The organism is Acinetobacter sp. SFA, assembly GCF_001647535.1.
GTDB classification, from domain to species: Bacteria; Pseudomonadota; Gammaproteobacteria; order Pseudomonadales; family Moraxellaceae; genus Acinetobacter; species Acinetobacter pecorum.
The window spans coordinates 134,990-158,205 of record NZ_LSZI01000020.1 but is presented as its reverse complement, the minus strand read 5'-3'; the positions used below and the strand labels follow the sequence as shown (position 1 = coordinate 158,205).

Here is a 23,216-nt window from a genome sequence, read left to right as displayed (position 1 = left end):
CAACGGGAAAGCAATGACAGTTCAAATTATTACCATTGATGGTCCAAGTGGGTCGGGCAAAGGTACGTTGGCAGCGAAACTGGCTGCGCATTATCAGTTTCATTTATTAGACTCTGGTGCTTTATACCGTCTTTTGGGTTTGTCATTGCATCATCATGATTTGCTGGACTCATTGGATACCAAATTGCCAGAATGCGTACAAATCGCAACAAATCTAGATATCCAGTTTGTCAATACAGATACCGGGGTGCAGGTGTGGCTGGATGGCGAAGATGTGTCCCAAACCATTCGCACTGAGCGGGTGGGAGAATTTGCTTCAAAAGTTGCAGCAATTCCTGAGCTTAGAGCCGCCATGGTTTCACGTCAACATGCTTTTGCACAGGCGCCGGGCCTGGTGGCAGACGGGCGTGATATGGCAACCAGTATCTTTCCTAACGCCCAGGCAAAGATATATTTGACGGCCTCGGCTGAATCGCGCGCGCAAAGACGTGTAAAGCAGTTGCAGGGTATGGGGCTGGATGTTAAAATAAACGACATTTTAGCTAATATCATTGCACGCGATAAACGAGATATGGAACGCATTGTTGCTCCACTCAAGCCTGCCGATGATGCTTACATTATCGACAGTTCAGATTTGAACATCGATGAAGTATTCCAGCTGATGACTACTTATGTAGATCAGCAGTTAGCAAATTAACCCAATTTTATCAGCAAACGCATAGCTTGATCAGTTTTATATGGACTATGTAGATGCTTAATTAAACCGGCCTTGTCTGATCCAAGACCGCTGACTTTATCGGAAATATCATGACCGAATCTTTTGCAGCCCTCTTTGAAGCAAGCGAATTAAACCTCAACGTTGAAAAGGGTGCAGTAATCCAGGGCGTTGTAGTAAGCATTGACTCTGATTGGGTAACTGTTGACACTGGCCTTAAATCTGAAGGCGTTGTTGACCGTGCTGAGTTCTTAAATGAACAACGTGAACTTGAAGTTCAAGTTGGCGACACTGTAGACGTAGTTGTTGAAGCACTTGACAACGGTATGGGTCAAACAGTTCTTTCTCGCGAAAAAGCTAAACGCGCAGAAACTTGGACTAAACTTGAAAAAATCTTTGAAGACGGCGAAATCGTTACTGGTGTTATCTCTGGTAAAGTTAAAGGTGGTTTCACTGTTGACATCGGTCCAGTACGTGCGTTCCTTCCAGGTTCTTTAGTTGATACTCGTCCTATTCGTGATACTACTCACCTAGAAGGCAAAGAGTTAGAATTTAAAGTAATCAAACTTGACGCTAAACGTAACAACGTTGTTGTTTCACGTCGTGCTGTTATGGAAGCTGAATCTTCAGCTGACCGTGAAGCTCTTCTTGCTCAGCTTGAAGAAGGTCAAACTGTTACTGGTACTATTAAAAATCTTACTGACTACGGTGCATTCGTTGACCTTGGCGGTATTGATGGTCTTCTTCACATCACTGACATGGCTTGGAAACGTATCAAGCATCCTTCAGAAGTGGTTGAAGTGGGTCAAGAAGTTACTGTTAAAGTACTTAAATTCGACCGCGAACGTAACCGTGTTTCTCTAGGTCTTAAACAACTTGGCGAAGATCCATGGTTAGCGATCATGAACCGTTACCCTAAAGGTTCAATCGTTAAAGCGCGCGTAACTAACCTGACTGATTACGGTTGTTTCGCTGAAATCGCTGAAGGCGTTGAAGGTTTAGTACACGTTTCAGAAATGGACCACACAAACAAAAACATCCACCCATCTAAAGTAGTTCAGATTGGTGACGAAGTTGATGTTATGGTTCTTGAAGTTGATGAAGAGCGTCGTCGTATTTCTCTTGGTATCAAACAAACTCGTGCTAACCCATGGGAAGAGTTTGCTAAAGAGCACGATAAAGGCGAAAAAGTTTCTGGTACGATCAAATCTATCACTGACTTCGGTATCTTCATCGGTTTACCAGGTGGTATCGACGGTCTAGTTCACCTGTCTGATATTTCTTGGAACGAACAAGGCGAAGAAGCAATTCGTCGTTACAAGAAAGGTGACACTGTTGAAGCGGTTATCCTTTCTGTAGACGCTGAAGGCAACCGTATCAGCCTTGGCATCAAGCAAATGAACAACGACCCGTTCAATGATTTCCTTGCTGCTAACGAACGCGGTGCTTTGGTTAAAGGTACTGTAACTGCAGTTGATGCTAAAGGCGCAACTGTTAAGTTGGCTGACGAAGTTGAAGCGACTCTGAAAGCATCTGAAATCAATCGCGATCGCGTTGAAGATGCAACTAAGTTCCTTGAAGTTGGTCAAGAAGTTGAAGCGAAGATCATCAACGTTGATCGTAAATCTCGCGCAATCAACTTGTCTATCAAAGCGAAAGACGAAGCTGAAGAGAAAGAAGCAGTTGCTAACTTGAAAACAGCACCAGCTGGTCAAGACAATGGTCCTAAAACTATTGGTGACCTGATCAAGGCGCAAATGAGCAACTAAGTAAGCGTCTGAATTGTATTGTTAATGTAAATTAACTAATACTTTTTATACAAATACTGTAAACGGTAGCGTAGTATTTAATTATTGCGCTACCGTTTTGTATTTAAACAGGTTATTATCTGGAAATAGATCCCAAGTAGCTTGATAATTAAAGAGGTCGCAGATGACTACTGAAGCACTTAATAAGTCTGACTTAATAGAGCGTATTGCGTTAAAAAATCCGCATTTGGCTGAACCCTTAGTGGAAGAAGCAGTCAAAATCATGATCGATCAAATGATAGAGGCTTTATCATCTGATAATCGTATCGAGATTCGTGGATTTGGTAGTTTTGCATTGCATCACCGTGAACCGCGCGTAGGGCGTAACCCTAAAACTGGTAAATCAGTAGAAGTGGCTGCAAAAGCAGTTCCGCACTTCAAACCAGGTAAGGCACTTCGTGATGCGGTAAACGAGTCTGCACAAAAATAATTGTAAATATACGGGGTGCTCATGCGTTACGTTCTGGTCATTCTATTATTAGTACTGTTTGGTTATTCATTAGCTTTAGTTCTGCAAAATGGTACTGAATTGTCAGTGGACTTGTTATTTACTCAAGTTCCAGCAATGCGCCTGGGATTATTACTTCTCCTCACTTTATCTTTGGGTGTAGTTTTGGGCCTGTTATTAGGTGTTCAGATCTTCAGGGTTTTTCAGGCGAATTGGGAAATTAAAAGGCTTCGTAAAGACATTGAACACCTACGTAAAGAACAATTGAATTCAGCCAAGTTAATGGCTGCTGAAGCAGCCGTCCATACCCGGCATGAAAAAACTGTGTTAGATATTAATTCTAATGACCGACCATCGACACCACTTTAGGTGAAAGTGCCAGGCAAAAGTTGTTTTTAAACATTTTATATTGCCAATTTTAATTAAACGCCTTTTAACTTAGCTTTAAAGGCGTTTTTTATTATTTATCTATATATAATTATAGCTAAAATACTATTTAAAATTATATAAATAAATAACTTAGTTTGAATTACCAAGTATATTTTGTGAAAATATTCTTGGTCGGCATGAGCTTAGTCCGTATAATATCTTAATTTTGTCAATTTGAAGGGTCTACTCATGAGTATCATCGTTGCACTGGATGCTAAAAGCCAATTTGATGCCTTAACGATTGCGGAACAGCTAGATCCTGCTTTATGTCGAGTAAAGATTGGCAAAGAGTTATTTACCCATGAGGGGCCAATCATTGTCAAAGCACTTCAAGATAAAGGTTTTGATGTATTTCTGGATCTGAAATTTCATGACATTCCAAATACAACAGCACAGGCAGTATGCGCGGCAGCAGATCTGGGAGTGTGGATGGTCAATGTACATGCTTCAGGTGGCCGTAAAATGATGGAAACCTGTGTAGAGCGGTTAAAAGCAGGTAATTATAAGACTCAGTTGATTGCCGTCACAGTTCTTACCTCGATGGGCCGTGAAGACTTAAAGGATATTGGTCTGGATATTGAACCCAATGAGCATGTAAAACGTCTGGCTCAGCTGACCAAAGACAGTGGTCTAGATGGTGTGGTCTGCTCAGCTCAAGAAGCAAAAATGTTGCGTGAAACGATTGGAAAAGACTTTGCATTAGTGACACCCGGCATTCGTCCAGAAGGGTCAAATGCAGATGACCAGAAACGTATTGTGACACCAAAACAGGCGATGCTAGATGGTTCAACGCATCTGGTGATTGGTCGTCCGATTACCCAGTCTAAAAATATGCGCCAAACCTTAAAAGATATTCTAGATACCTTGTAATATGATTTGACCAACAAAAAGCCTTTCCAATGAAAGGCTTTTTTTATATATTCAGAAAATATCAATAATAATTAAAGGAAAACCTATGAATGCATCTGAATTACCTTCAGAAAAGGAACAGAATGATCTGATTCAAAGTGTTCAACAGGCGGAACAGCTTCAGCAACAAGAACAGCAGCAATAACAGGCAAGCTCAACAGATTGGACAGCGGGAATTGATGTGGTCAGTTTGGCATCTGATGCTATCAGTCTGGTTTCGGATGTTGTTGAAACAGTAGGCGATGCCTTAAGTGATATTGATTTAAGTTTTTAGTCAGCCCTCTCAGCCTCCTTGTTTGTGTTTCGTTTTAAAACCCTGCTTTAAAACTGACTCAGGGAAGAGAGTGAGAAAGCGATAAAGTAATTAAATCACTGCCAGTACACTTACCATGACTGGTGCTAACAGTGACAAAATGAAACCGCTGACCATAGCATGCGGAATAAAATCATGCCCGCACGCCTGTTTAACCATCGGTAAAGTCACATCCATTGCAGTTGCACCCGCTGCTGAAATCGCAGATCTTGGATATCTCCAGCCCATACAATACATCAGTAAAATGGCAAAAATTTCTCTAAACAGGTCATTCATCAGGGCGATACTGCCGAGTTCAGCGTTACGAAGTTCCGTGACAACGACGCCTGACATCGAATAAAAGCCATAGCCTTGTGACAGCATGATCAAATCTTTCAGATCCATCTGGGTATTCCAGAATGAATATGCGATGACTGCAAATAATGAACCAAAAATACAACCGATCGGGACCAGTAGAATTTTAAAATTTAACCAGGATCGATCTAAGGGTGAGTTGGCCAGATCTAGGCCAATCATGAACATAAATACCAGTAATAAATGCCAGGTGCTGATTTGCAGGGACAGATCAAATAGACTCAAGCCTGCATGTAAAAAGTATCCGCCGGCGAGAGCCAAAAAGGCATAGCTCATGTTCAGTAGGGATTTAAGCACCAGGTCGACGGATACCCGACCGGAACTAGGAAGATAACCTGCCCATTTAAATAGAAGATAACAAAATGCAAAAGCACCGAGTGAAGTCAGAAAGGCAATACTGATCGAGGTGCTCAGAATCTGGAGAGGATGCTGTGATTCATCGACAAGCTGTGAAAATTCAAAGGCAATTGCAATCAATAATACATAGCTAAAATAGGGCAATAGCTTGAAACAGATTTTAATAATAGGTTGCGGAATTCGTTTTGCGATAGCAAAACCGAGTGCTAGACAGAATAGAAGCTGAAAGATGAGCCAGAGCGATTGCATAAGTTTAATGGATTGAAAAATTTACCTTTAAATTATGCCATCGCTTGATATCGGATGCTAAAGTCTTTTAGGTAAGTTTATTGAATAATTGATAATCTGCAGCATTGATTTTTTTGGTTTTTAGCCAGTATTTCCAGGTATAAGTCGGCCACAAGGCGAAATTCTTACCACCTTTCTGCTGATACCAGCTTACACAGCCAGATTGCCAAACAGTCTTTTCAAACATATGTTGCACCTGCTGATTAAATGTATCTTGCGCCTGCTCTTTGACCATGATGGCATCACTATGAGATTGATCAACCAGTTGTATGAGCTGCAAGATATACTCAACTTGCGCCTCGATCATAAAAATCACAGAATTGTGCGCCAATAAAGTATTGGGTCCCAATAACTGAAACAGGTTTGGAAAATCTTTTACACAAATTCCATAATAGCTTTCAGCGCCTTGTTTCCAGACGTCATTCAGCTCTGCACCATGGAGTCCGGTGCATTGAAAATTCTTCATATAGATACGTGGATCTGTAATGAATCCGGTACCATAAATCAGACAGTCAATCGGCCGCTCTTTTCCATCTTGTGTAATGATACTGTGTTCAGTCAGTTCCTGAATCTTCTCGGTCACCAGTTCTACATTGTGGCGGTTAAAAGTCGGAAAGTAGCGGTTTGAAACCAGAATGCGTTTACAGCCCATGATGTAATCGGGAGTCAGTTGTTTGGCCAATTCAGGATTTTTAACCTCATATTTAATCAGCAGTTCTGCCAGTTTTTGGGTGAATTTCATAATGCCAGGTTTGACAATCGGTACGACACGCGATTCATTTGACCAATACAGGCGGGTGCGATGTAACTTTCGAAACCAGTCATATTTTTTAAATACTTTCTTTTCAAAGTCGGAGTAGATACGTTTATCACGAGGAATGACCCAGGCCGCTGTACGTTGCATGACGTAAAGTTGTTTGCATTGTGGAGCGATTTCCGGAATATATTGAATCGCGCTACCACCTGTCCCGATTGAAGCAACATTTTTGCCATCCAGGTCATATGTGTGATCCCATTGTGCGGAATGAAAGACTTTGCCCTGAAATTTCTCAATACCGGGTATATGTGGGATTTGGGGAATATGCAATGGCCCAGAAGCGAAGATAACGAACTGGGCTTCAAGGATACTTTGATCCTGAAGCTGTAATTGCCATAGACAGCGATCTGCCTGGTAATGTGCAGCCAGAACTTCAGTATTTAAACGGCAGAAAGCACGGAGATTATAGTCAGTTACCAGATCCTGAATATAAGAAAATATTTCTGGTGCTTCAGCATAACGCCTGGACCAATTGCTTTTTGGGGCAAATGACAGGGAATACAAATGTGATTGCACATCACAGGCTGCTCCCGGATATTGGTTATCTCGCCAAGTCCCACCAAAATCACTTCCTTTTTCCAGAATAACGAAGTCATAAATACCATGTTGCTGTAAACGTATTGCCATGGCAATACCGCCGAAACCGGCTCCAATAATGGCAACTTTGGTATGGGGATGGGAGCCTGTAGCAGTGGCGTGATCTAGCATTTGTACATTCCTTGCTTATTTTAATGTGGATATTTATCGTAATCTGCTCCTTGGTGATTAGACAGAAAATTGATCTAAACGGCAATAGCCGGCATATTATTTTTATAGTACAACTAGAGAAATCACATTGTACTTGTATGGTTATGAAACGTTCTGTTCTCAGTCTGATGTATTTGATTCAAGGGATGCGTAAGGCTGGCATGCAGGTCGATCAGAAACTGCAAAACATTGGGCTGCGTGTAGATGCCTTTGATCCAAGCTCGATTATCCATCCGAGTCTGGAAAATGATGTGCTCAAGGTAGTGGGGCAGGAAATTCAGCCTGAACAAGGATTGTTGATTGGCCAGCATTATGCCTTGGCAGGCTATGGTCCCTTACTCATGTTGCTGGTGACGAGCCCTACGGTACGTGATGCACTGAATCAGGTGATCCGTTTTCAGCAGTTGACGCATCTGACCGGTCAATTGGCTTTGGAGCACAGCGAACATTATAGTGCGCTATGTTATCGAGCCAAGCAGCTAGATGATCATTTGGGAATGTTGCTGGCACAGGCGGAGATTTCCGGAACTTTTAAGTTTATCCGGGAAATTTACAAAATGATGGGTTTATCCAAACCTGATTTGCGGATTGAGTTGCCATTTGCCTATCCGGCAAATCCGAATACCTTAAAGATCTATCATGATTATTATGGTAATCAGGTACAGTTTGATGCACCTCGGGCGGCATTCTGGTTTGATGAAGCGGTTCTGGATATTAAAATTCCCTCGAAGGATGAGGAAACTTTTGCAGTCTATGAAGCCAAATGTCTGGCTGAACTGGAACGGTTGCAGGAGGACGAAAAGACACCGACTGTGGTGCAGCGGGTGCAGGATTATCTGGAAATCCAAAGCGGTCTGATGCCAAGTATGGCTGAAACTGCGCAGGCACTGAATATTCCGGAACGGACCTTGCGGCATCAGTTACAGCAATGTGATACCAGTTATAAGCAGATTCGTGAAGAGATTATTAAAGATAAAGCTTTGCGATTAATTGAATATAAGCAGTATTCGATTGAAATGATTGCAGAATTATTGGGCTATTCCGAGCCTGCCGCTTTTAACCATGCCTTTAAACGCTGGTTTGGGCAAAGTCCTCGGCAATATATAAAATAGCCTAAGTTTGTTTATGCCAAAGTGTTATAGCGTGTTGATTAAACTCCGTTATAATTAAATTGATCCCAAATAGTACGAAATTCTATGTCCGATTTTAATTCACAGCACAGCACCGCCTTTAGTCCGATTTCTCCTGCAGAACGTTATGCACAAGCAATATCTTCTGGACAGTTTATGCCTGATGAAACACAAGCGATGGCAGTACATGAACTGAATCGTGTCTGGCTGGAATTGATTCAGCGCTTTAAGGCATCGAAAAAAGCATTCCGCCGTTTTCGCCGTCAGACATCTCCGAAAGGGGTATATATGTGGGGTGGGGTGGGGCGTGGCAAAACCTGGCTCATGGACCAGTTCTATGATTCCATTCCGTTTCGCCGTAAAACCCGGATGCATTTTCATCATTTTATGCAGCATGTGCATCGTGAATTAAATAAGTTATCCGGGCAGCGTAATCCGCTAGATATTGTGGCGGACCGGATTTATAAAGAAGCCGTGGTCATCTGTTTTGATGAGTTTTTTGTATCGAATGTGACAGATGCAATGATCTTGAGCGATTTATTCCAGAAGCTGTTTGAGCGCGGCATTACCTTGATCGCTACCTCTAATATTGCACCAGACGGGTTATATAAAAACGGCATTCACCGCGACCGTTTCTTGCCAACGATTGAACTGGTCAAGAAAAACTGTGTGGTATTGAATGTAGATGCCGGAGTCGATTACCGTTTACGGGTTTTAAAACAGGCACAACTGTTTAAATTTCCATTAACGCATGATCATAAAAACTGGATTGCGCAACGCTTTAATGCTTTAACCCAGACTCAAACACGCTCTGAAGAACCGATTATTATCAACAACCGTATTGTTGAAACCGTAGCACATACCGAAGATGTATTGTGGTGTGAATTCTCTGAGCTATGTTTAAAACCACGTAGCCCGGCTGATTTTATTGAAATCGCCAATATTTATAATACTGTTTTGGTCAGCAATGTTCCCCATCTAACCGATTTTCTGAGTGATGGCACGCGCCGTTTTATTTATCTGGTAGATGAATTTTATGACCGCGGCGTCAAGTTGCTCTTGACCTCGGAAGATAATATTGTGGATATTTATCAGGGAGAGAAGCTGGCTTTTGAAATTGAACGAACCCGTTCCCGTTTGCTGGAAATGCAGTCGGATGAATACCTGAATTCAGAACATCGTCAGATCGAGAAAATAGTCTCTTTAAACGAAGAATAACAATAAAAGCGCTGGTTATTTACTGGCGCTTTTTTTATAAAAATAGGTACTTAAATTATCGACAAGCCTGATCAAACATGGCTTAATCTTGATCTAAATATGATCGTGTATAACTAGAATGCATAATTTTTGCTCGAAAATCTGAACTTAAGTCTAATTTCTACATTTCGAAAACTTTATACACTGTCATTAGGGTATTTAGCATAATGATATCTAATTGTGGCTGAGCTGAATCAAATATGTTTATGAGGGTATTCATATTGGAAAAAATGCTCAGTATTTAGCAATGTGATAATACTATTCAGCTAGATTTTAATCGGTATACTAGAATCTCTTGTATAAAAAGTAGCAATATCAGGAAAGACAATGACTGCACGTATTCAAAAAGGCAAGTTAGCGATTGCTAAAGAACTTTACGATTTTATCGAAAATGAAGCACTACCAGGTTCTGGTTTGGACAGCGAAACATACTGGAAGAACTTTGAACAAGTCGTTGTTGATCTTAGCCCTAAAAATAAAGCACTTTTGGCTAAGCGTGATGACATTCAGGCAAAAATTGATGAATGGCACCGCAATAACACATTTGAATTACAAACTTACAAAGCTTTCTTGACTGAAATTGGCTACTTGTTACCAGAAGTAGAAGATTTTCAAATCAGCACTGAAAATGTAGACGAAGAAATTGCAGTATTGGCAGGTCCACAGTTGGTCGTACCAGTACGTAATGCACGTTACTGCCTGAATGCAGCGAATGCACGTTGGGGTTCATTGTACGATGCACTTTATGGCTTTGATGTGATCTCTGAAGAAGATGGCGCAGAAAAGGGCAAAGGCTATAACCCGAAACGTGGTGAGAAAGTTATCGCATTTGCGAAAAACTTCTTGGATGAAACTTTCCCGCTGGCGCAAGGCTCACATGCCGATGCGACTCAATACGCGGTTGAAGGCAGTAAACTGGTTGTAACCCTGAAAGATGGTTCAACCACAACGCTTGCAGATGCGTCTAAATTTGTAGGTTATAACGGTGAAGCCTCTGCACCAACAGAGGTTGTTTTAAAAAACAACGGCCTGCATGCCATCATTCAAATTGATGCCACTAGCCCGATTGGTCAAACTGACGCTGCTGGCGTAAAAGATGTGGTACTTGAGGCAGCTGTAACTACCATTCAAGATTTGGAAGACTCGGTTGCAGCAGTAGATGCTGAAGAGAAAGTTGAAGGTTACCGTAACTGGTTAGGCCTGATGCGCGGTACGCTGGAAGAATCCATCGAAAAAAATGGCAAAACTGTTACACGTAAACTAAATGAAGACCGTACTTTCAAAAATGTTGAAGGTGGTGAAACTAAGGTTCACGGTCGTTCGTTGATGTTACTTCGTAACGTGGGACACTTGATGACCAACCCAGCGATCCTGGTGGATGGTGAAGAAATTTATGAAGGCATCATGGATGCTTTGGTGACTCCGCTTCTTACTATTGCTGACATTCGCGGCGAAAACATGATCAAGAACTCACGTAAGGGTTCGATGTACATCGTGAAGCCAAAAATGCATGGTCCTGAAGAAGTTGCATTTGCGGTTGAACTGTTTGAGCGTGCTGAACAGGCACTTGGCTTACCTGCGAAGACATTAAAAATCGGGATTATGGATGAAGAACGTCGTACTTCTGTGAACTTAAAGAACTGTATCGCTCAAGCTAAAGACCGTACCATCTTCATTAACACAGGCTTCATGGACCGTACTGGTGACGAAATCCATACCTTCATGGAAGCAGGTCCCTTTGTACGTAAGGGCGAGATCAAAGGCCAGGTATGGTTCCCAGCATACGAAAACCGTAACGTGATGATTGGTTTGCAAGCAGGTCTACGTGGTAAAGCACAAATTGGTAAAGGCATGTGGCCAAAACCAGACATGCTGCTTGACATGTACAAGACCAAAACCGAGCATCCTGAAGCGGGCGCAAGCTGTGCATGGGTACCTTCTCCAACAGGTGCGGTGATTCATGCGATTCACTATCATCAAATTAATGTGGCAAACCGTCAGAAAGAGCTTCTTGCGACTGAAGCATTGCCACTTGATGACTTGTTAACGCCACCGCTTGCAAAAGATACCAACTGGACAGAAGAAGAGAAGCTCAAAGAGCTTGAAAACAACTGTCAAGGTATTCTAGGTTATGTCGTGCGTTGGGTAGACTTAGGCGTGGGTTGTTCTAAGGTGCCAGACATTAATGATGTCGGTTTAATGGAAGACCGTGCAACACTCCGTATTTCTTCGCAACATGTTGCTAACTGGTTACGTCACGGTATCGTAAGTCGTGAGCAGGTAGAAGAAGTTATGCAACGTATGGCAAAAATTGTGGATGAGCAAAATGCCAATGATCCACTTTACACGCCAATGTCTGATGACTTTGCCAATAATATTGCATTCCAGGCAGCATCTGACTTGATCTTTAAAGGTGGTGAGCAGCCATCAGGCTATACCGAACCGCTTTTACATGCAGCGCGTTTAAAACTGAAAGGTTATACAGGTGACTAATCCTGTCTAATTGAAAAAGCCTCTTCGGAGGCTTTTTTATTGTCTAATGGTAAGCCGTTGTCGTTCTGACTGGAAATTTTCTAGCCGAACTCTTAAAGTGAGGAAAAGTATTCCAGGAAACAATAAAATGATGACGGTATATCAAAATTTAGACCAGCAGTTTATTCATGGCCAGTGGCAAGCCGGTACTTCAACCAGAACTATAAAAAATATTAATCCTTACACCCAGAGTGAAATTTTTAGTATGCCAGCGGCCAGTTCTGTTGATGTCGACAGTGCTTATACCGCAGCAGCGCAGGCTTTCCAGCAAGGTGCCTTGAAATCCATTGAAGTACGTAAAACAGTGCTGCAAAATGTGATCTCAATTATTCAGCAGCGTCGTGATGAAATAATTGACTGGCTGATCATTGAATCTGGTAGTACACGTATTAAGGCAGGTCTTGAGATAAATGCTGCTTTAGGCATTATTCAGGAAAGTCTGGCTTTTCCAGACCGGATCCAAACAGAACAGCTGGAAAGCAAGGATCCGGCACGTAAAAGTTTAGTTTTGCGTAAGCCTTTAGGTGTGATTGCTGTCATTAGCCCATGGAACTTTCCATTTCATTTGTCTTTACGCTCAGTGGCAACAGCAATTGCCTGTGGCAATACAGTGGTACTGAAGCCAGCCAGTGATACTCCGGTGACTGGCGGTACATTAATCGGCAAACTCTTTGAAGAAGCAGGATTGGCTGCAGGTGCGCTGAACATTGTTGCGGGTGCTGGCAGTGAAATCGGGGATTATTTTGTTGAGCATCCGGTACCTAAAATGATTTCATTTACCGGTTCGACTGAAGTGGGAAAAAGTGTCGGTAGCAAAGCTTTAGCCAGTTCCCGAATCAAGCGTCTGGCGCTGGAGCTGGGTGGCAATGCACCTTTGGTCATTCTGGATGATGCTGATCTTGATTTGGCTGTTGAATTGACCTTGATGGGGCGTTTTTTGCATCAGGGGCAAATTTGTATGAGTACCAACCGGGTTATTGTCGATGCCTCTATCCATGATGCATATGTAGATAAGCTTCTGGATCGGGTTAAAATGATTCCGGTGGGCGATCCAAATCTGGAAGATACCGTGATCGGACCAATCATTAATCAGAGTCAGGTCAAGAAACATCAGCAGATCATTCAAACGGGCAGCGAGCAGGGCGCGCAACTGGTCTATGAAGGAGGCATTGAAGGAAATCTGGTTTCTCCGCATATTTTTATTGATGTCGCTGAAAATTCCGATCTGGCACAACAAGAAAGCTTTGGACCGATTTTACCTATCCTAAAAGCCCGTGATGAAGCACATGCTTTAGAGCTGGCCAATGCAACCGATTTTGGTTTGTCCAGTGCCGTATGTACTTCAAACATCGAGCGAGGCACTGCTTTTGCGGCACAACTGGATATTGGTATGACGCATATTAATGGGATTAGTGTTGCAGACCAGCCGAACGCACCTTTTGGGGGGGAGAAAAATTCAGGACTGGGACGTTTTAATGGACGCTGGATTTTTGAAGAATTTACCCGCACGCACTGGCTGACGGTTCCAAGTGAATAATAGTAAATAATATAAACTTACCTATAATCCATACAGGTTCACTGCAGGCGCCAAGTTATAATCTGTAAATCAAATGATTTATCTGATGAAGCATGTGCGCCAATTTTAAACCTTTAACCCTAGAGCAGTTGCATAATCTGGAGTTGCCAGAAATTTCTTTTGAATATCCAGAAGAGGTCTATCCCAATTATGCCACACCACTTTTATTTCATTCAGCTCAAGGACCAGAGTGGCGGTTGGTGAACTTTGGTCTTATTCCGAAATGGGCAGAAGATAAAAAAATAGGAACCAAAACCTATAATGCCAGAAATGAAACTTTACTTGAAAAGCCTACCTTTGCTGAAGCTACTGCCAAGTGTCATTTTGGTGTCATCCCGGTATCAGAATTTTATGAGTCGAAATATTTCGACAATAAGCCGCAACGTTGGGGAATAAGACGTAAAGATGGTCACGCAACTTTTATCGCGGCCATCTATGAGATTGCTCGGATACAAGGAGAAATTATACGCTCGGCCAGCATGATAACCATGGATGCAATTAATCATCCAATGATGAAAGAATTTCATGAGCCGGGTAATGTCAAACGATCGGTGATTGTAATTCCTCAAGAGCGCCTAAAAGAATGGTTAACACTAGGTCATCCAGCTATTCACAGCTTTGTAGAGGGTTTTCCGGTAGAAGAGTTTGAATGTTCACATGTACCTAAAGAAAAAATCAAAAAAGTCAGTGCGCAACTAAACTTTTTTGATTCTTAGAAAGCTCTGGCGAATTATTTATTATTAAAAGTATGTAAGAAATTCGCCAGCGTCTATTTAAAATAAAAAATGAGACTCTTAACGAGCTAAATTTTTAAAAATATGACGTAAACTTTCCATGGTTTTTTCAATTTGCAAAGGTGTCAGGCCTTCAAAGGACTGTTCCAGGACAACATTGGTCAGGTCATTGATCTTATGGGTCATTTGCGTGCCTTTTTCGGTCAAAATCACCCGGGTAATCCGTGCATCATCCTCACATGAATAGGTTTCAACCAGACCTTCATCTTTTAAGCGGTAAACAATTTTCGTCGTGGTCGACATTTTAGAGACAACCATCTCTGATAAGTCAGAAACACTGGCATGCGGTTTGGATTTTAAGGCAAGAAGAATGCGGCGACGTGAATTGTCAACACCATACTTTTTAAGTGCATGGTCGACATTAAGGACGTATTGAGCATGAACCTGAGTTACCCAATAATATGGAAAGTTTTCTAAATTAAATTCTTCCGTACACGGCAAAAATTTTGCATATTTTTTAGTCATGAAATGTTCCTTGTATTTATTTTTCTAGGGCCCGTTCATTTTATGAAAAAGTTTATGCATGTTTCAACCTTTATTTTAAAAATGTTAAGGTCCTGACACTTTTTAGTTTTGCTTAACAGCCCAAGATATTGACGAGTTCTGCACGTCAGCCCTTTCAGGAGTAGGGATTGCTCATTAAAATCAGATAAAAGGCGATAACATTTTGTTAAAATTTAATTCTTCATTGGATATTTGGCTTGTAGAAAAGTGTTGTAGGACACTTGATGATTACTCATCAGGCGCTCCAAATAAGTTTTCGTATAATATATTGTATTTTAATAAATTAACTGATTAGGAGGAGAGGACGGTAAAGTAGTTTAGAGAACTTCCTAGACTGCTCATTCGAAGCTAAACTTTTAAGTGATTGTTCCTTCAATGAAAAAATATTTTATAGTTCACTTCTCAAATCACATTAAAAATAAGAGGGATAATCTATCTATAGTTAACTTATGATGATTTTTCATTAAATTATAATAAGTTATGTAGAAAAACTTGAAATTAATCAATTTCAGCATCTGCTAGGTAGTTAAAAAGCCGCTATAACCCTATGACCATGTAATTTTTTTGTAAATTAATACATTACAAAATATTCAGTTTATGCATAATGGAATGGTCTTAAGTTGCATAGGTTTTATTTTAATGGATCCCTCGCCGTGCGTTGATCTTCCATCTCTATTTCTAGCTTACTCGAACGGGGTAATTCTCTAATGGAATTTTTATTAGATCCCGGAATCTGGGTAGGTTTAATTACTCTTATTATTCTCGAAATTGTTTTAGGTATTGATAACCTAGTCTTCATTGCCATTCTGGCTGAAAAACTTCCTCCTGAACAACGCGATAAAGCGCGTGTTGTCGGTTTGTCACTCGCATTATTCATGCGTCTAGGTCTGTTATTTGCCATTGCCTGGTTGGTCACTTTGACACAACCATTGATTACTGTGTTTGACTGGACCTTCTCCGGTCGGGACCTGATCTTGTTATTTGGTGGCTTGTTCCTGGTGTATAAGGCCGTTACTGAGCTGCATGAAAAAATTGAAGGCAAACCTGAAATCACAGTATCTACCAACGTGGTATATGCAAGTTTCACTGCCGTTGTTGCACAGATTGTTGTTTTAGATGCTGTTTTCTCTTTAGATTCAGTGATTACCGCAATTGGTATGGTCGACAATATTTATGTCATGATGGCTGCTATGATTGTCGCAATGGGAGTGATGCTACTGGCATCGAAACCATTGACCAACTTTGTGAACCGTCATCCAACCGTGGTGATTCTGTGTTTAAGTTTCCTGCTTTTGATTGGTATCAGTCTGATTGCAGAAGGTTTTGGCTTCCATATTCCAAAAGGCTATATCTATTCAGGTATTGGTGTCGCGATCATAATCGAAGCATTTAACCAGTTCGGTCAGCGTAATGCTGCTAAACATGAATCGAAGATCCCTTTGCGTCATCGTACGGCTGACTCGATTCTGAAATTGATGGGCGGTAAGCTGGAGACGACTGATACTCAAAATAATGAGGCACAAGAAACCTTTGCAGATGAAGAGCGTTATATGATTGGTGGGGTGCTTACCCTTGCAGAGCGTTCAGTCGCTTCGATCATGACGCCCCGAAGCCAGATTTCATGGGTCGATCTGGAAGATAGTCCAGAAGAGATCCGTGAAAAAATTCTTTCCGTTCCACACAGCCTGTTCCCGGTATGTCGCGGTAGCCTGGATAAGGTCATTAGCGTAGTACGTGCAAAAGAATTACTGGATGTACTGGAAGAGCCAGAAGAATTAAAAGCACTGATCAAACGTCATCGTCCAATTTATATCTTTGAAAGAATGAAAGTTATTGATGCGATCAATACCTTGCGTACTTCTAAGGGTTCTTTGGTTCTGGTCAGCGATGAATTTGGTAATGTACAGGGTCTGATTTCACCGCTGGATGTGTTTGAAGCAATTGCCGGTGAATTCCCGGATGCTGATGAACAGCTAGATCTAGTTAAAATCGATGATACGCACTGGATCGCATCGGGCATGTTAGACCTGTATCAGCTTGAGCTAGAACTTGGCATGATTGATCTGATTGATGAAGATGCTGGTTATATTAGTGTGGCAGGTCTGATTCTAGATAAAACCAACAGTACGGTTGAAGTGGGCACCGAGTTAAATTATCAAGGTGTGCAGTTCAAAGTCACTGAAATTGAAAGCAATCGTATCAAGTCGGTCAGCATTCATTACGCAGGTTAAACAGGTGTTTTAAACACGTTATTTGTTCAAATTCTAAAAGTCAGTTGCTTGAGTGGCAGCTGGCTTTTTTTAATGTATGTCTGTTGAATCTGGTTTATTAAAATAATATGAGCCTTTGTTTAAACTGATTTTTATCAGTTTATTCATACTATATTTCAAGTTCCAAATTGAGCTAAATATGCTGGTATTAGACTAAAAAATTCAAGCCAAAAGAGGTCAAATCGATCGTTAAAAATAAGCATGATCAGGCATTGGGTGTGGATTCATACAGCCTGTTAATCAAAACTTAAAAGTCCTATTTAAATAGGAATAAGAAAATAAACTACAATTCACATGAACTAAATTAACCTTATGCAAAGATATCTTAATTAAAGAAGATATGCTTTTTAAGGAAATCGATATATAAATTTCATGAAGCTCTGCTCATCAAGCAAAGCATTTATCAAAATGCTTGGCACATAAGACTCAAATAGAAGATTTCTATCGATATGGATATAAAAGAAGTAGGTAAACTAGATAGGGGCGTGTTCACCTATTTAAACCTACACACCCCGTAAAGTAGCCAATAAACTAAATGGATTCCGGCAGAATTTTGAAGCTTGCGTATTGTCGGATTGTTTCAGTATTGAGTTGATGGATTTCATCCAGAAAGGCGACATTAAAATTGCCTAACTGTTGTGCGCGTTCAAATGCCAATTGACCGGCAATGGCAAAATGTACATGTGCCGTTAATGCAGCAACGGCGGGAGACGTTACTGCGCTATATGCAGCAATCAGTGCACCGAGCGCACATCCCATCGCCGTGATTCGGGGCTGTAAAGCAGAACCGCCTGACACCTGTATCACAGGATAGTCTCTAGAAATAATGTAATCGGATTCACCGGAGATCGCGATACATTCACAATAATCCAGCAAACTTTGCGCCTGTAAATAAACATCCGCACTGTCTACCGTACTGTCCACACCTTTGGACTCAATCTGCTTGCCGGCCAAAGCACCAATTTCAGAGGCATTACCACGCAAAATGGCAGGATGGAAATGCATCAACTGATCTGCGATGCCTGAACGCCAGTGCAGAACTGTTCCATAACCGACCGGATCAAGCACCCAAGGTTTTTGCAGCTGATGTGCAGTTTCCGCAGCAATCTGCATCGCATGAACCTGTTCTGTCGTCGGTGTGCCCAGATTCAGACTGATTGCTGCTGCAATCTTGGCAAAACTTTCAGCTTCAAACGGATTGTCGATCATGGCCGGAGACGCATGTGCAGCCAGTACAATATTGGCGACATAGTTGCTGGCCACCGTATTGGTCATGATATGCACCAAGGGCTGCTGTTGCTGAAGTTTCAACCAGGCTTCACAGATCTGGTCCAGAAGTGTTTGCTGTAATGCTTGCATCGAAGTCGTCATCATGGTCATTTATAAAAGTGGAAGATAAGTTGTCTATTCGGTCAGCGGGTAAAATAATGGTCTTGATGCTTGCAGCTACGACAGAACAGGCTGACATAGTCACTGGCATCATAATCCACCGACAGTTCCTGTGAGCCGCAGTGCATACAACGTTTCTGGGAATAAAATTTCAGGCGAGGTTCGATCTTGTGCCACGAACGCCACACTGGCTGAAAGAAGATATTTTCATCATAGCCCAGAAAACGATAAAACAGGATTTCGCTCATCTTGCTAAATGCCAGTTGAGGTGGGCGAGGCAAAGTAGAGGTTTCCCATTTTTCCGTGATGGAACGTTCCCGGTACTGCTGCAAGGTTTTTTTTAGCAGATTAGTATTAATAAAATTTTCATTGCGTGGCTTAAGAGCTTTTTGCTTGTACAGATATTCAAGTCCCGTTTGTACCAGATAATAAATCTGTCCCACAGCCAGTACATCCAAAAGACGATAGCAAAAAGTCTGAAAGCTCTGATTTCCGGCAATCTGCACATTCCAGCTACGGCAATAGAATTGGGCAAACTGAATGATTTCTTCATACAGCAGGCAATAGAGTGCATCTTTGACTTCATCTGCACTTTTAAAGGGCACACCTTGGCTCAGGTTTTGATAAAACCAATTGCGCAGCTGCTGGGTAATGCTGAATAGGGTGGGCTCAGAATAGCCATCCAGACGCACATTAATATAATAGTGCAGGTTTTCCTGCTGGACATCTTTGGGAATCAGCACCTGATCCCGGATCAGGCTTTTCACCAGACCATGTTGAAACAGATAATTTGGACTGATGGAATAATATCGAATTTGATGCCAGTCAATATATTCGCGGTGCTGGCTATATTCCTGCACCTGTTCATCCAGAATCGCGAGTAAAAACAGTTTATTGATAAAACTGAGCTGATTGAGCTCAAGAACCGGTCGATCCTGTTTTTTATGATATTGACGGTTTTCCTGTAAGCGGACTTCCTTGAGCATGCGTTTACGCTGTGCCAGACAGTGTTCACAATAACAATTGTGCTTTTGATCGGAATAAAGCTGATGCTGGCAATGGCTGCATTCATGATAGCTCAGCTCCTGATCATATTGTTCTGCCTCAATCCAATACATCGATGCCTTACACAATGGGCAGTGAGTACTTTCATCAAGCTGTTTTTGCAGAACACTGAATACCATGGTTGCGGGCAACTCTAGAATGGTCGGGCATTTGATTATACACGGCTGATGAGATGCAAACGTAGTGGACTGGCGCAATTTTTTAAAATCAAAAACAGCCACACAAACAGAAGAAGAGCTACCGAAGTAGCTCTGATTTTAAAACATGAAATGACACTTTTTAAACCGGGCAGGGTAAAGTATCGTCCTGCTCTCCAAGGTTTTTGGCATGAATTAAGGCTTGAACCTTTTTAGAGGGTACTTTTTTGGCACCGAGTGCATCGTAGGTGTTAAGAATGGCAGTCACTTCATGGGCCTGAAGCGGAATGCCTTCACAGCTCATCAGCAGTGCAATCACTTTATGGTCAATATTGGCCTGATCCAGAGTCTGCAAAGTTTTAATATTTTCGATCCGTATTACATGCTGTTTTAAATACATGACTCACCTCATCATCGTTATCATTATTCTTTCATTGGAAGTGTGGAAAAACACAGTTTAACTGTAGCAAGAAGTGTGCTCATTTTTTAATCTGGATTTATGCGGTACTCTGCAAATAAAATTATATATTTTTAAATCAGTTGTTTATGAAAATGTAAGAAATTATGATCCTGACTATTTTTATGGCACAGATATTTCTTATGTAGAGCGGAGTGCTGCCCATTTAGGCAGAATGCATTGAAAGTGGTGCATGAAATGCCCATATTAGATCTGACAATACAAATGCACAGACAGCGTTTCAAACTTGGCGTATGATTTTGACATGAACAATGTCGAACACGATAAAAGATTAGGACAGGACATGAATATTGCGGCAAACCCGGTGATCGAAGCGGATCAAACCATTTATTTAAAAGACTATCAAAAACCTTCCTTTGTCGTCGATTCTGTAGACCTGAATATTCAAGTCTACAGTGATCACAGTCTGGTCAGCAGCAAGCTCGAGATGCAGCGTCAGACTGCTGGTGATCTGGTTCTGCTTGGCCGCGATCTGGAACTGCAATCGATTCGGTTAAATGGTCAAACCCTGAATGCCAGTGACTACCACCTGGATGCTGAACAGCTGGTCATTGCCAATGCACCTGATCAGGTATCACTTGAAATTGTGGTTAAAATCCATCCTGAAAGTAATACGATGCTGGAAGGTTTATATCAGGCCAGTTCAGATCTGTTTGTGACCCAAAATGAACCAGAAGGGTTCCGTAAAATTACTTTCTATCCAGACCGTCCTGATGTGTTGTCGGTCTTTACGACGCGTGTAGAGGCAGACAAGAAATATCCGGTCTTGCTTGCGAATGGTAACCTGCTGGAAACCGGTGAAGTAGATGCCAATCGTCACTATGCCATCTGGCAGGATCCGACCAAAAAACCGAGCTATTTGTTCGCCTGTGTGATTGGTGATCTGGCCGTGATGAAAGATCATTATGTTACTGCGGAAGGCCGCAATGTGGCTCTGGAAATCTATGCAGAAGAAAAAGATATTCCAAAATGCAAGATTGCCATGGAAGCGCTCAAACATTCCATGCGCTGGGATGAGGAGCATTATGGTCTGCCTTATGATCTGGATAACTACATGATTGTGGCGACCAGTGCATTCAACATGGGTGCCATGGAAAATAAAGGTCTGAATATCTTCAATACTTCATGTGTGCTGGCCGATGAAGAGTACACTACTGATGCCGCCATCATGCGGGTGCGGTCAGTCATTGCCCATGAATACTTCCATAACTGGACCGGTAACCGGATTACCTGTCGTGACTGGTTCCAGTTATGTCTTAAGGAGGGCCTGACTGTATTCCGTGACCAGTCTTTCTCGGAAGATTTGCAGTCGGCTGCGGTACAGCGTATTGATGATGTGGCGGTTCTGAAAGCGCATCAGTTCCCGGAAGATTCAGGACCATTGTCACATCCACCGCGTCCGGATCATTTTGTAGAAATTAACAACTTCTATACTGCCACTGTTTATGAAAAAGGTGCGGAAATTAACCGCATGATGGCGACCTTGCTTGGCAAGGAAAAATTCCGCCAAGGTACAGATGAATATTTCCGCCGTCATGATGGTCAGGCGGTAACAGTTGAAGATTGGGTGGCCGCGCTTACAGCAGGTTCAGGTGTGGATCTTTCAAACTTCCTGACCTGGTACAACCAGCCAGGTACGCCTAAACTGCAAGTAAAAGCTGAGTACGATGTAGAGACCCAAATCTATCGTCTCAGCTTTAAGCAAAGCCTGAAACCGCATGCCAAATACCCGAATCTGAAAGCAGTTCCAATTCCAGTTGCTTTAGCACTGTTTGATGCTGAAAGCGGTGAACAGCTAACGCTAAATTCTAAGGCACTCTTTGAAAATGGCGTTAAGGATGGCATGTATCTGTTTGATCAGGATGAGGCAACGATCGAGTTTAGTGGTGTTGCAGCGAAACCGGTGGTGTCCTTGCTGCGCAATTTCTCTGCACCGGTAAATCTGGACTTTGACTATTCAGAAAAAGAACTGGCTTTCCTGTTGCAATATGAGACCAATGGTTTTAACCAGTGGCAGGCGACCCAAACCTTACTTGAACGTATCCTGCTGGATGATCAACCTGCCGAGATCTATATTCAGGCCATGCTTAATACCTTGCCGGATATGATTGAGAAAGATCCACTGCTGGCATCACGTCTATTTGATGTACCATCTGAAGGTTACTTGGGCAGCCGTATTGATCAGGATTATCAGCCAGCCATGATTCAGGAAAAGCGTGAGGCTTTGCTGCATACTCTGGCCCGTGCCTTTGGAGAAACAGCGAAAGAAACTTATCTGAGTCTGGATCCAGATCTGCAATCTGATTTCTCGCAAGCGATGGGGGTGCGTGCCCTGAGAAACATCATGCTGACGATGATGGCTCGTCAGGGAGATGCATCTGCCTTTGATTTGGCCTATGAGCGGTATCATACAGGCAATATGTCTGAACGTTTAGGGGCGCTGAAAGTCCTGGTCTGGAATGATGCGCCACAAGCACAAGAAGCTCTGGCCGATTTCTATAGCCGTTTTGAAGACGAAGCCTTGTCTTTGGATCAATGGTTTATGGTTCAGGCAGCACATCCAAAAGCCACGGATGCAACGATTGCGTATTTGACCCAACATCCGGATTATGATCTGGCGGTGCCTAACCGTATTCGTGCAGTCAGTGGTGGTTTGAATGCCAACCCAGTCAATACCTGGAGCTTTGGCGTACAGCATTTTATTGGTCTGGCAAAATATCTGGATGAGAAAAATCCGATCGTGGGCTCACGTTTGCTACAGGTATTGTCACGCTGGTATACCTTGGCAGAACCGCAACGCAGTGAAGTGAAAGCACAGCTTGAAACCTTAAAGCCACTGGTCAAATCTAAAAACGTGTCTGAGACACTCAATAGTATGCTCAGCGTATAACATTCATTG

General features: G+C 42.1%; 18 protein-coding genes. 12 read left to right on the top strand and 6 right to left on the bottom strand.

Features of this window, described 5'->3' with window-relative positions; translation table 11 throughout:
- Positions 1-13 precede the first annotated feature (13 nt).
- From cmk to pyrF, 5 genes are all read left to right on the top strand, one after another.
- Complete coding sequence (cmk, locus tag AY607_RS12855) at positions 14-697, top strand: (d)CMP kinase (RefSeq protein WP_064096562.1); 684 nt, start codon at positions 14-16, stop codon at positions 695-697.
- Between the two features lie 110 nt (positions 698-807).
- Positions 808-2,484, top strand: a complete 1,677-nt coding sequence (gene rpsA / locus AY607_RS12850) for a 30S ribosomal protein S1 (protein ID WP_064096561.1) — start codon at positions 808-810, stop codon at positions 2,482-2,484.
- 163 nt (positions 2,485-2,647) lie between these two features.
- A complete protein-coding gene (locus AY607_RS12845) occupies positions 2,648-2,953 on the top strand; it encodes an integration host factor subunit beta (RefSeq protein WP_064096560.1) in 306 nt (101 codons plus the stop codon).
- 21 nt (positions 2,954-2,974) lie between these two features.
- Positions 2,975-3,340 (top strand): lipopolysaccharide assembly protein LapA domain-containing protein, encoded by a 366-nt coding sequence (locus tag AY607_RS12840; RefSeq protein ID WP_064096559.1) that lies wholly within the window; start codon positions 2,975-2,977, stop codon positions 3,338-3,340.
- Between the two features lie 249 nt (positions 3,341-3,589).
- Positions 3,590-4,270: an orotidine-5'-phosphate decarboxylase gene (gene pyrF / locus AY607_RS12835; protein WP_064096558.1), complete on the top strand. Its 681-nt coding sequence runs from the start codon at positions 3,590-3,592 to the stop codon at positions 4,268-4,270.
- 403 nt (positions 4,271-4,673) lie between these two features.
- Here pyrF and AY607_RS12830 read toward each other — a convergent pair whose 3' ends face one another.
- Complete coding sequence (locus AY607_RS12830; protein WP_064102715.1) at positions 4,674-5,582, bottom strand: lysine exporter LysO family protein; 909 nt, start codon at positions 5,580-5,582, stop codon at positions 4,674-4,676.
- A 67-nt stretch (positions 5,583-5,649) separates the two neighbouring features.
- Positions 5,650-7,146, bottom strand: coding sequence for a flavin-containing monooxygenase (locus AY607_RS12825; protein WP_064102714.1), 1,497 nt, complete (start codon positions 7,144-7,146; stop codon positions 5,650-5,652).
- 143 nt (positions 7,147-7,289) lie between these two features.
- On the opposite strand from AY607_RS12825, the gene AY607_RS12820 reads away from it, so the two are divergent.
- From AY607_RS12820 to AY607_RS12800, 5 genes are all read left to right on the top strand, one after another.
- Complete coding sequence (locus tag AY607_RS12820) at positions 7,290-8,297, top strand: helix-turn-helix domain-containing protein (protein WP_064096672.1); 1,008 nt, start codon at positions 7,290-7,292, stop codon at positions 8,295-8,297.
- Between the two features lie 84 nt (positions 8,298-8,381).
- A complete protein-coding gene (gene zapE, locus AY607_RS12815; RefSeq protein WP_064102713.1) occupies positions 8,382-9,533 on the top strand; it encodes a cell division protein ZapE in 1,152 nt (383 codons plus the stop codon).
- 366 nt (positions 9,534-9,899) lie between these two features.
- Positions 9,900-12,065, top strand: a complete 2,166-nt coding sequence (locus tag AY607_RS12810) for a malate synthase G (RefSeq protein ID WP_064102712.1) — start codon at positions 9,900-9,902, stop codon at positions 12,063-12,065.
- A gap of 127 nt (positions 12,066-12,192) precedes the next feature.
- Entirely contained in the window at positions 12,193-13,641 is a 1,449-nt protein-coding gene (locus AY607_RS12805) for an aldehyde dehydrogenase family protein (protein ID WP_081408821.1), read from the top strand.
- 92 nt (positions 13,642-13,733) lie between these two features.
- Entirely contained in the window at positions 13,734-14,396 is a 663-nt protein-coding gene (locus AY607_RS12800; RefSeq protein ID WP_064096553.1) for an SOS response-associated peptidase, read from the top strand.
- 78 nt (positions 14,397-14,474) lie between these two features.
- Here AY607_RS12800 and AY607_RS12795 read toward each other — a convergent pair whose 3' ends face one another.
- Positions 14,475-14,939 carry a MarR family winged helix-turn-helix transcriptional regulator gene (locus AY607_RS12795; protein ID WP_064096552.1) on the bottom strand — a complete coding sequence of 155 codons (465 nt, stop codon included), beginning with the start codon at positions 14,937-14,939 and terminating at the stop codon, positions 14,475-14,477.
- A gap of 746 nt (positions 14,940-15,685) precedes the next feature.
- On the opposite strand from AY607_RS12795, the gene AY607_RS12790 reads away from it, so the two are divergent.
- Positions 15,686-17,209, top strand: a complete 1,524-nt coding sequence (locus AY607_RS12790) for a TerC family protein (protein ID WP_064096551.1) — start codon at positions 15,686-15,688, stop codon at positions 17,207-17,209.
- Positions 17,210-17,779: 570 nt separating this feature from the next.
- On the opposite strand, the gene thiM is transcribed toward AY607_RS12790, so the two are convergent.
- The 3 genes from thiM to AY607_RS12775 all read right to left on the bottom strand — a co-directional run bounded on the left by thiM (position 17,780) and on the right by AY607_RS12775 (position 20,239).
- Positions 17,780-18,628 (bottom strand): hydroxyethylthiazole kinase, encoded by an 849-nt coding sequence (gene thiM / locus AY607_RS12785; RefSeq protein WP_081408820.1) that lies wholly within the window; start codon positions 18,626-18,628, stop codon positions 17,780-17,782.
- Between the two features lie 32 nt (positions 18,629-18,660).
- Positions 18,661-19,821 (bottom strand): hypothetical protein, encoded by a 1,161-nt coding sequence (locus AY607_RS12780; RefSeq protein ID WP_064102711.1) that lies wholly within the window; start codon positions 19,819-19,821, stop codon positions 18,661-18,663.
- 160 nt (positions 19,822-19,981) lie between these two features.
- Positions 19,982-20,239 (bottom strand): hypothetical protein, encoded by a 258-nt coding sequence (locus AY607_RS12775; protein ID WP_064102710.1) that lies wholly within the window; start codon positions 20,237-20,239, stop codon positions 19,982-19,984.
- Positions 20,240-20,600: 361 nt separating this feature from the next.
- Here AY607_RS12775 and pepN point away from each other — a divergent pair, with 361 nt between their 5' ends.
- Positions 20,601-23,207 (top strand): aminopeptidase N, encoded by a 2,607-nt coding sequence (pepN, locus tag AY607_RS12770; protein ID WP_064102709.1) that lies wholly within the window; start codon positions 20,601-20,603, stop codon positions 23,205-23,207.
- Positions 23,208-23,216 lie beyond the last annotated feature (9 nt).

What these genes read in the sequence shown, in the direction of transcription:
- rpsA (WP_064096561.1), top strand. Translation starts at nt 808, where the DNA reads ATGACCGAATCTTTTGCAGCCCTCTTTGAAGCAAGCGAATTAAACCTC.
- AY607_RS12840 (WP_064096559.1), top strand. Translation starts at nt 2,975, where the DNA reads ATGCGTTACGTTCTGGTCATTCTATTATTAGTACTGTTTGGTTATTCA.
- AY607_RS12795 (WP_064096552.1), bottom strand. Translation starts at nt 14,939, where the DNA reads ATGACTAAAAAATATGCAAAATTTTTGCCGTGTACGGAAGAATTTAAT.
- cmk (WP_064096562.1), top strand. Translation starts at nt 14, where the DNA reads ATGACAGTTCAAATTATTACCATTGATGGTCCAAGTGGGTCGGGCAAA.
- zapE (WP_064102713.1), top strand. Translation starts at nt 8,382, where the DNA reads ATGTCCGATTTTAATTCACAGCACAGCACCGCCTTTAGTCCGATTTCT.
- AY607_RS12790 (WP_064096551.1), top strand. Translation starts at nt 15,686, where the DNA reads ATGGAATTTTTATTAGATCCCGGAATCTGGGTAGGTTTAATTACTCTT.
- AY607_RS12825 (WP_064102714.1), bottom strand. Translation starts at nt 7,146, where the DNA reads ATGCTAGATCACGCCACTGCTACAGGCTCCCATCCCCATACCAAAGTT.
- AY607_RS12805 (WP_081408821.1), top strand. Translation starts at nt 12,193, where the DNA reads ATGATGACGGTATATCAAAATTTAGACCAGCAGTTTATTCATGGCCAG.
- thiM (WP_081408820.1), bottom strand. Translation starts at nt 18,628, where the DNA reads ATGACCATGATGACGACTTCGATGCAAGCATTACAGCAAACACTTCTG.
- AY607_RS12775 (WP_064102710.1), bottom strand. Translation starts at nt 20,239, where the DNA reads ATGTATTTAAAACAGCATGTAATACGGATCGAAAATATTAAAACTTTG.
- AY607_RS12830 (WP_064102715.1), bottom strand. Translation starts at nt 5,582, where the DNA reads ATGCAATCGCTCTGGCTCATCTTTCAGCTTCTATTCTGTCTAGCACTC.
- pepN (WP_064102709.1), top strand. Translation starts at nt 20,601, where the DNA reads ATGAATATTGCGGCAAACCCGGTGATCGAAGCGGATCAAACCATTTAT.
- pyrF (WP_064096558.1), top strand. Translation starts at nt 3,590, where the DNA reads ATGAGTATCATCGTTGCACTGGATGCTAAAAGCCAATTTGATGCCTTA.
- AY607_RS12810 (WP_064102712.1), top strand. Translation starts at nt 9,900, where the DNA reads ATGACTGCACGTATTCAAAAAGGCAAGTTAGCGATTGCTAAAGAACTT.
- AY607_RS12800 (WP_064096553.1), top strand. Translation starts at nt 13,734, where the DNA reads ATGTGCGCCAATTTTAAACCTTTAACCCTAGAGCAGTTGCATAATCTG.
- AY607_RS12780 (WP_064102711.1), bottom strand. Translation starts at nt 19,821, where the DNA reads ATGGTATTCAGTGTTCTGCAAAAACAGCTTGATGAAAGTACTCACTGC.
- AY607_RS12820 (WP_064096672.1), top strand. Translation starts at nt 7,290, where the DNA reads ATGAAACGTTCTGTTCTCAGTCTGATGTATTTGATTCAAGGGATGCGT.
- AY607_RS12845 (WP_064096560.1), top strand. Translation starts at nt 2,648, where the DNA reads ATGACTACTGAAGCACTTAATAAGTCTGACTTAATAGAGCGTATTGCG.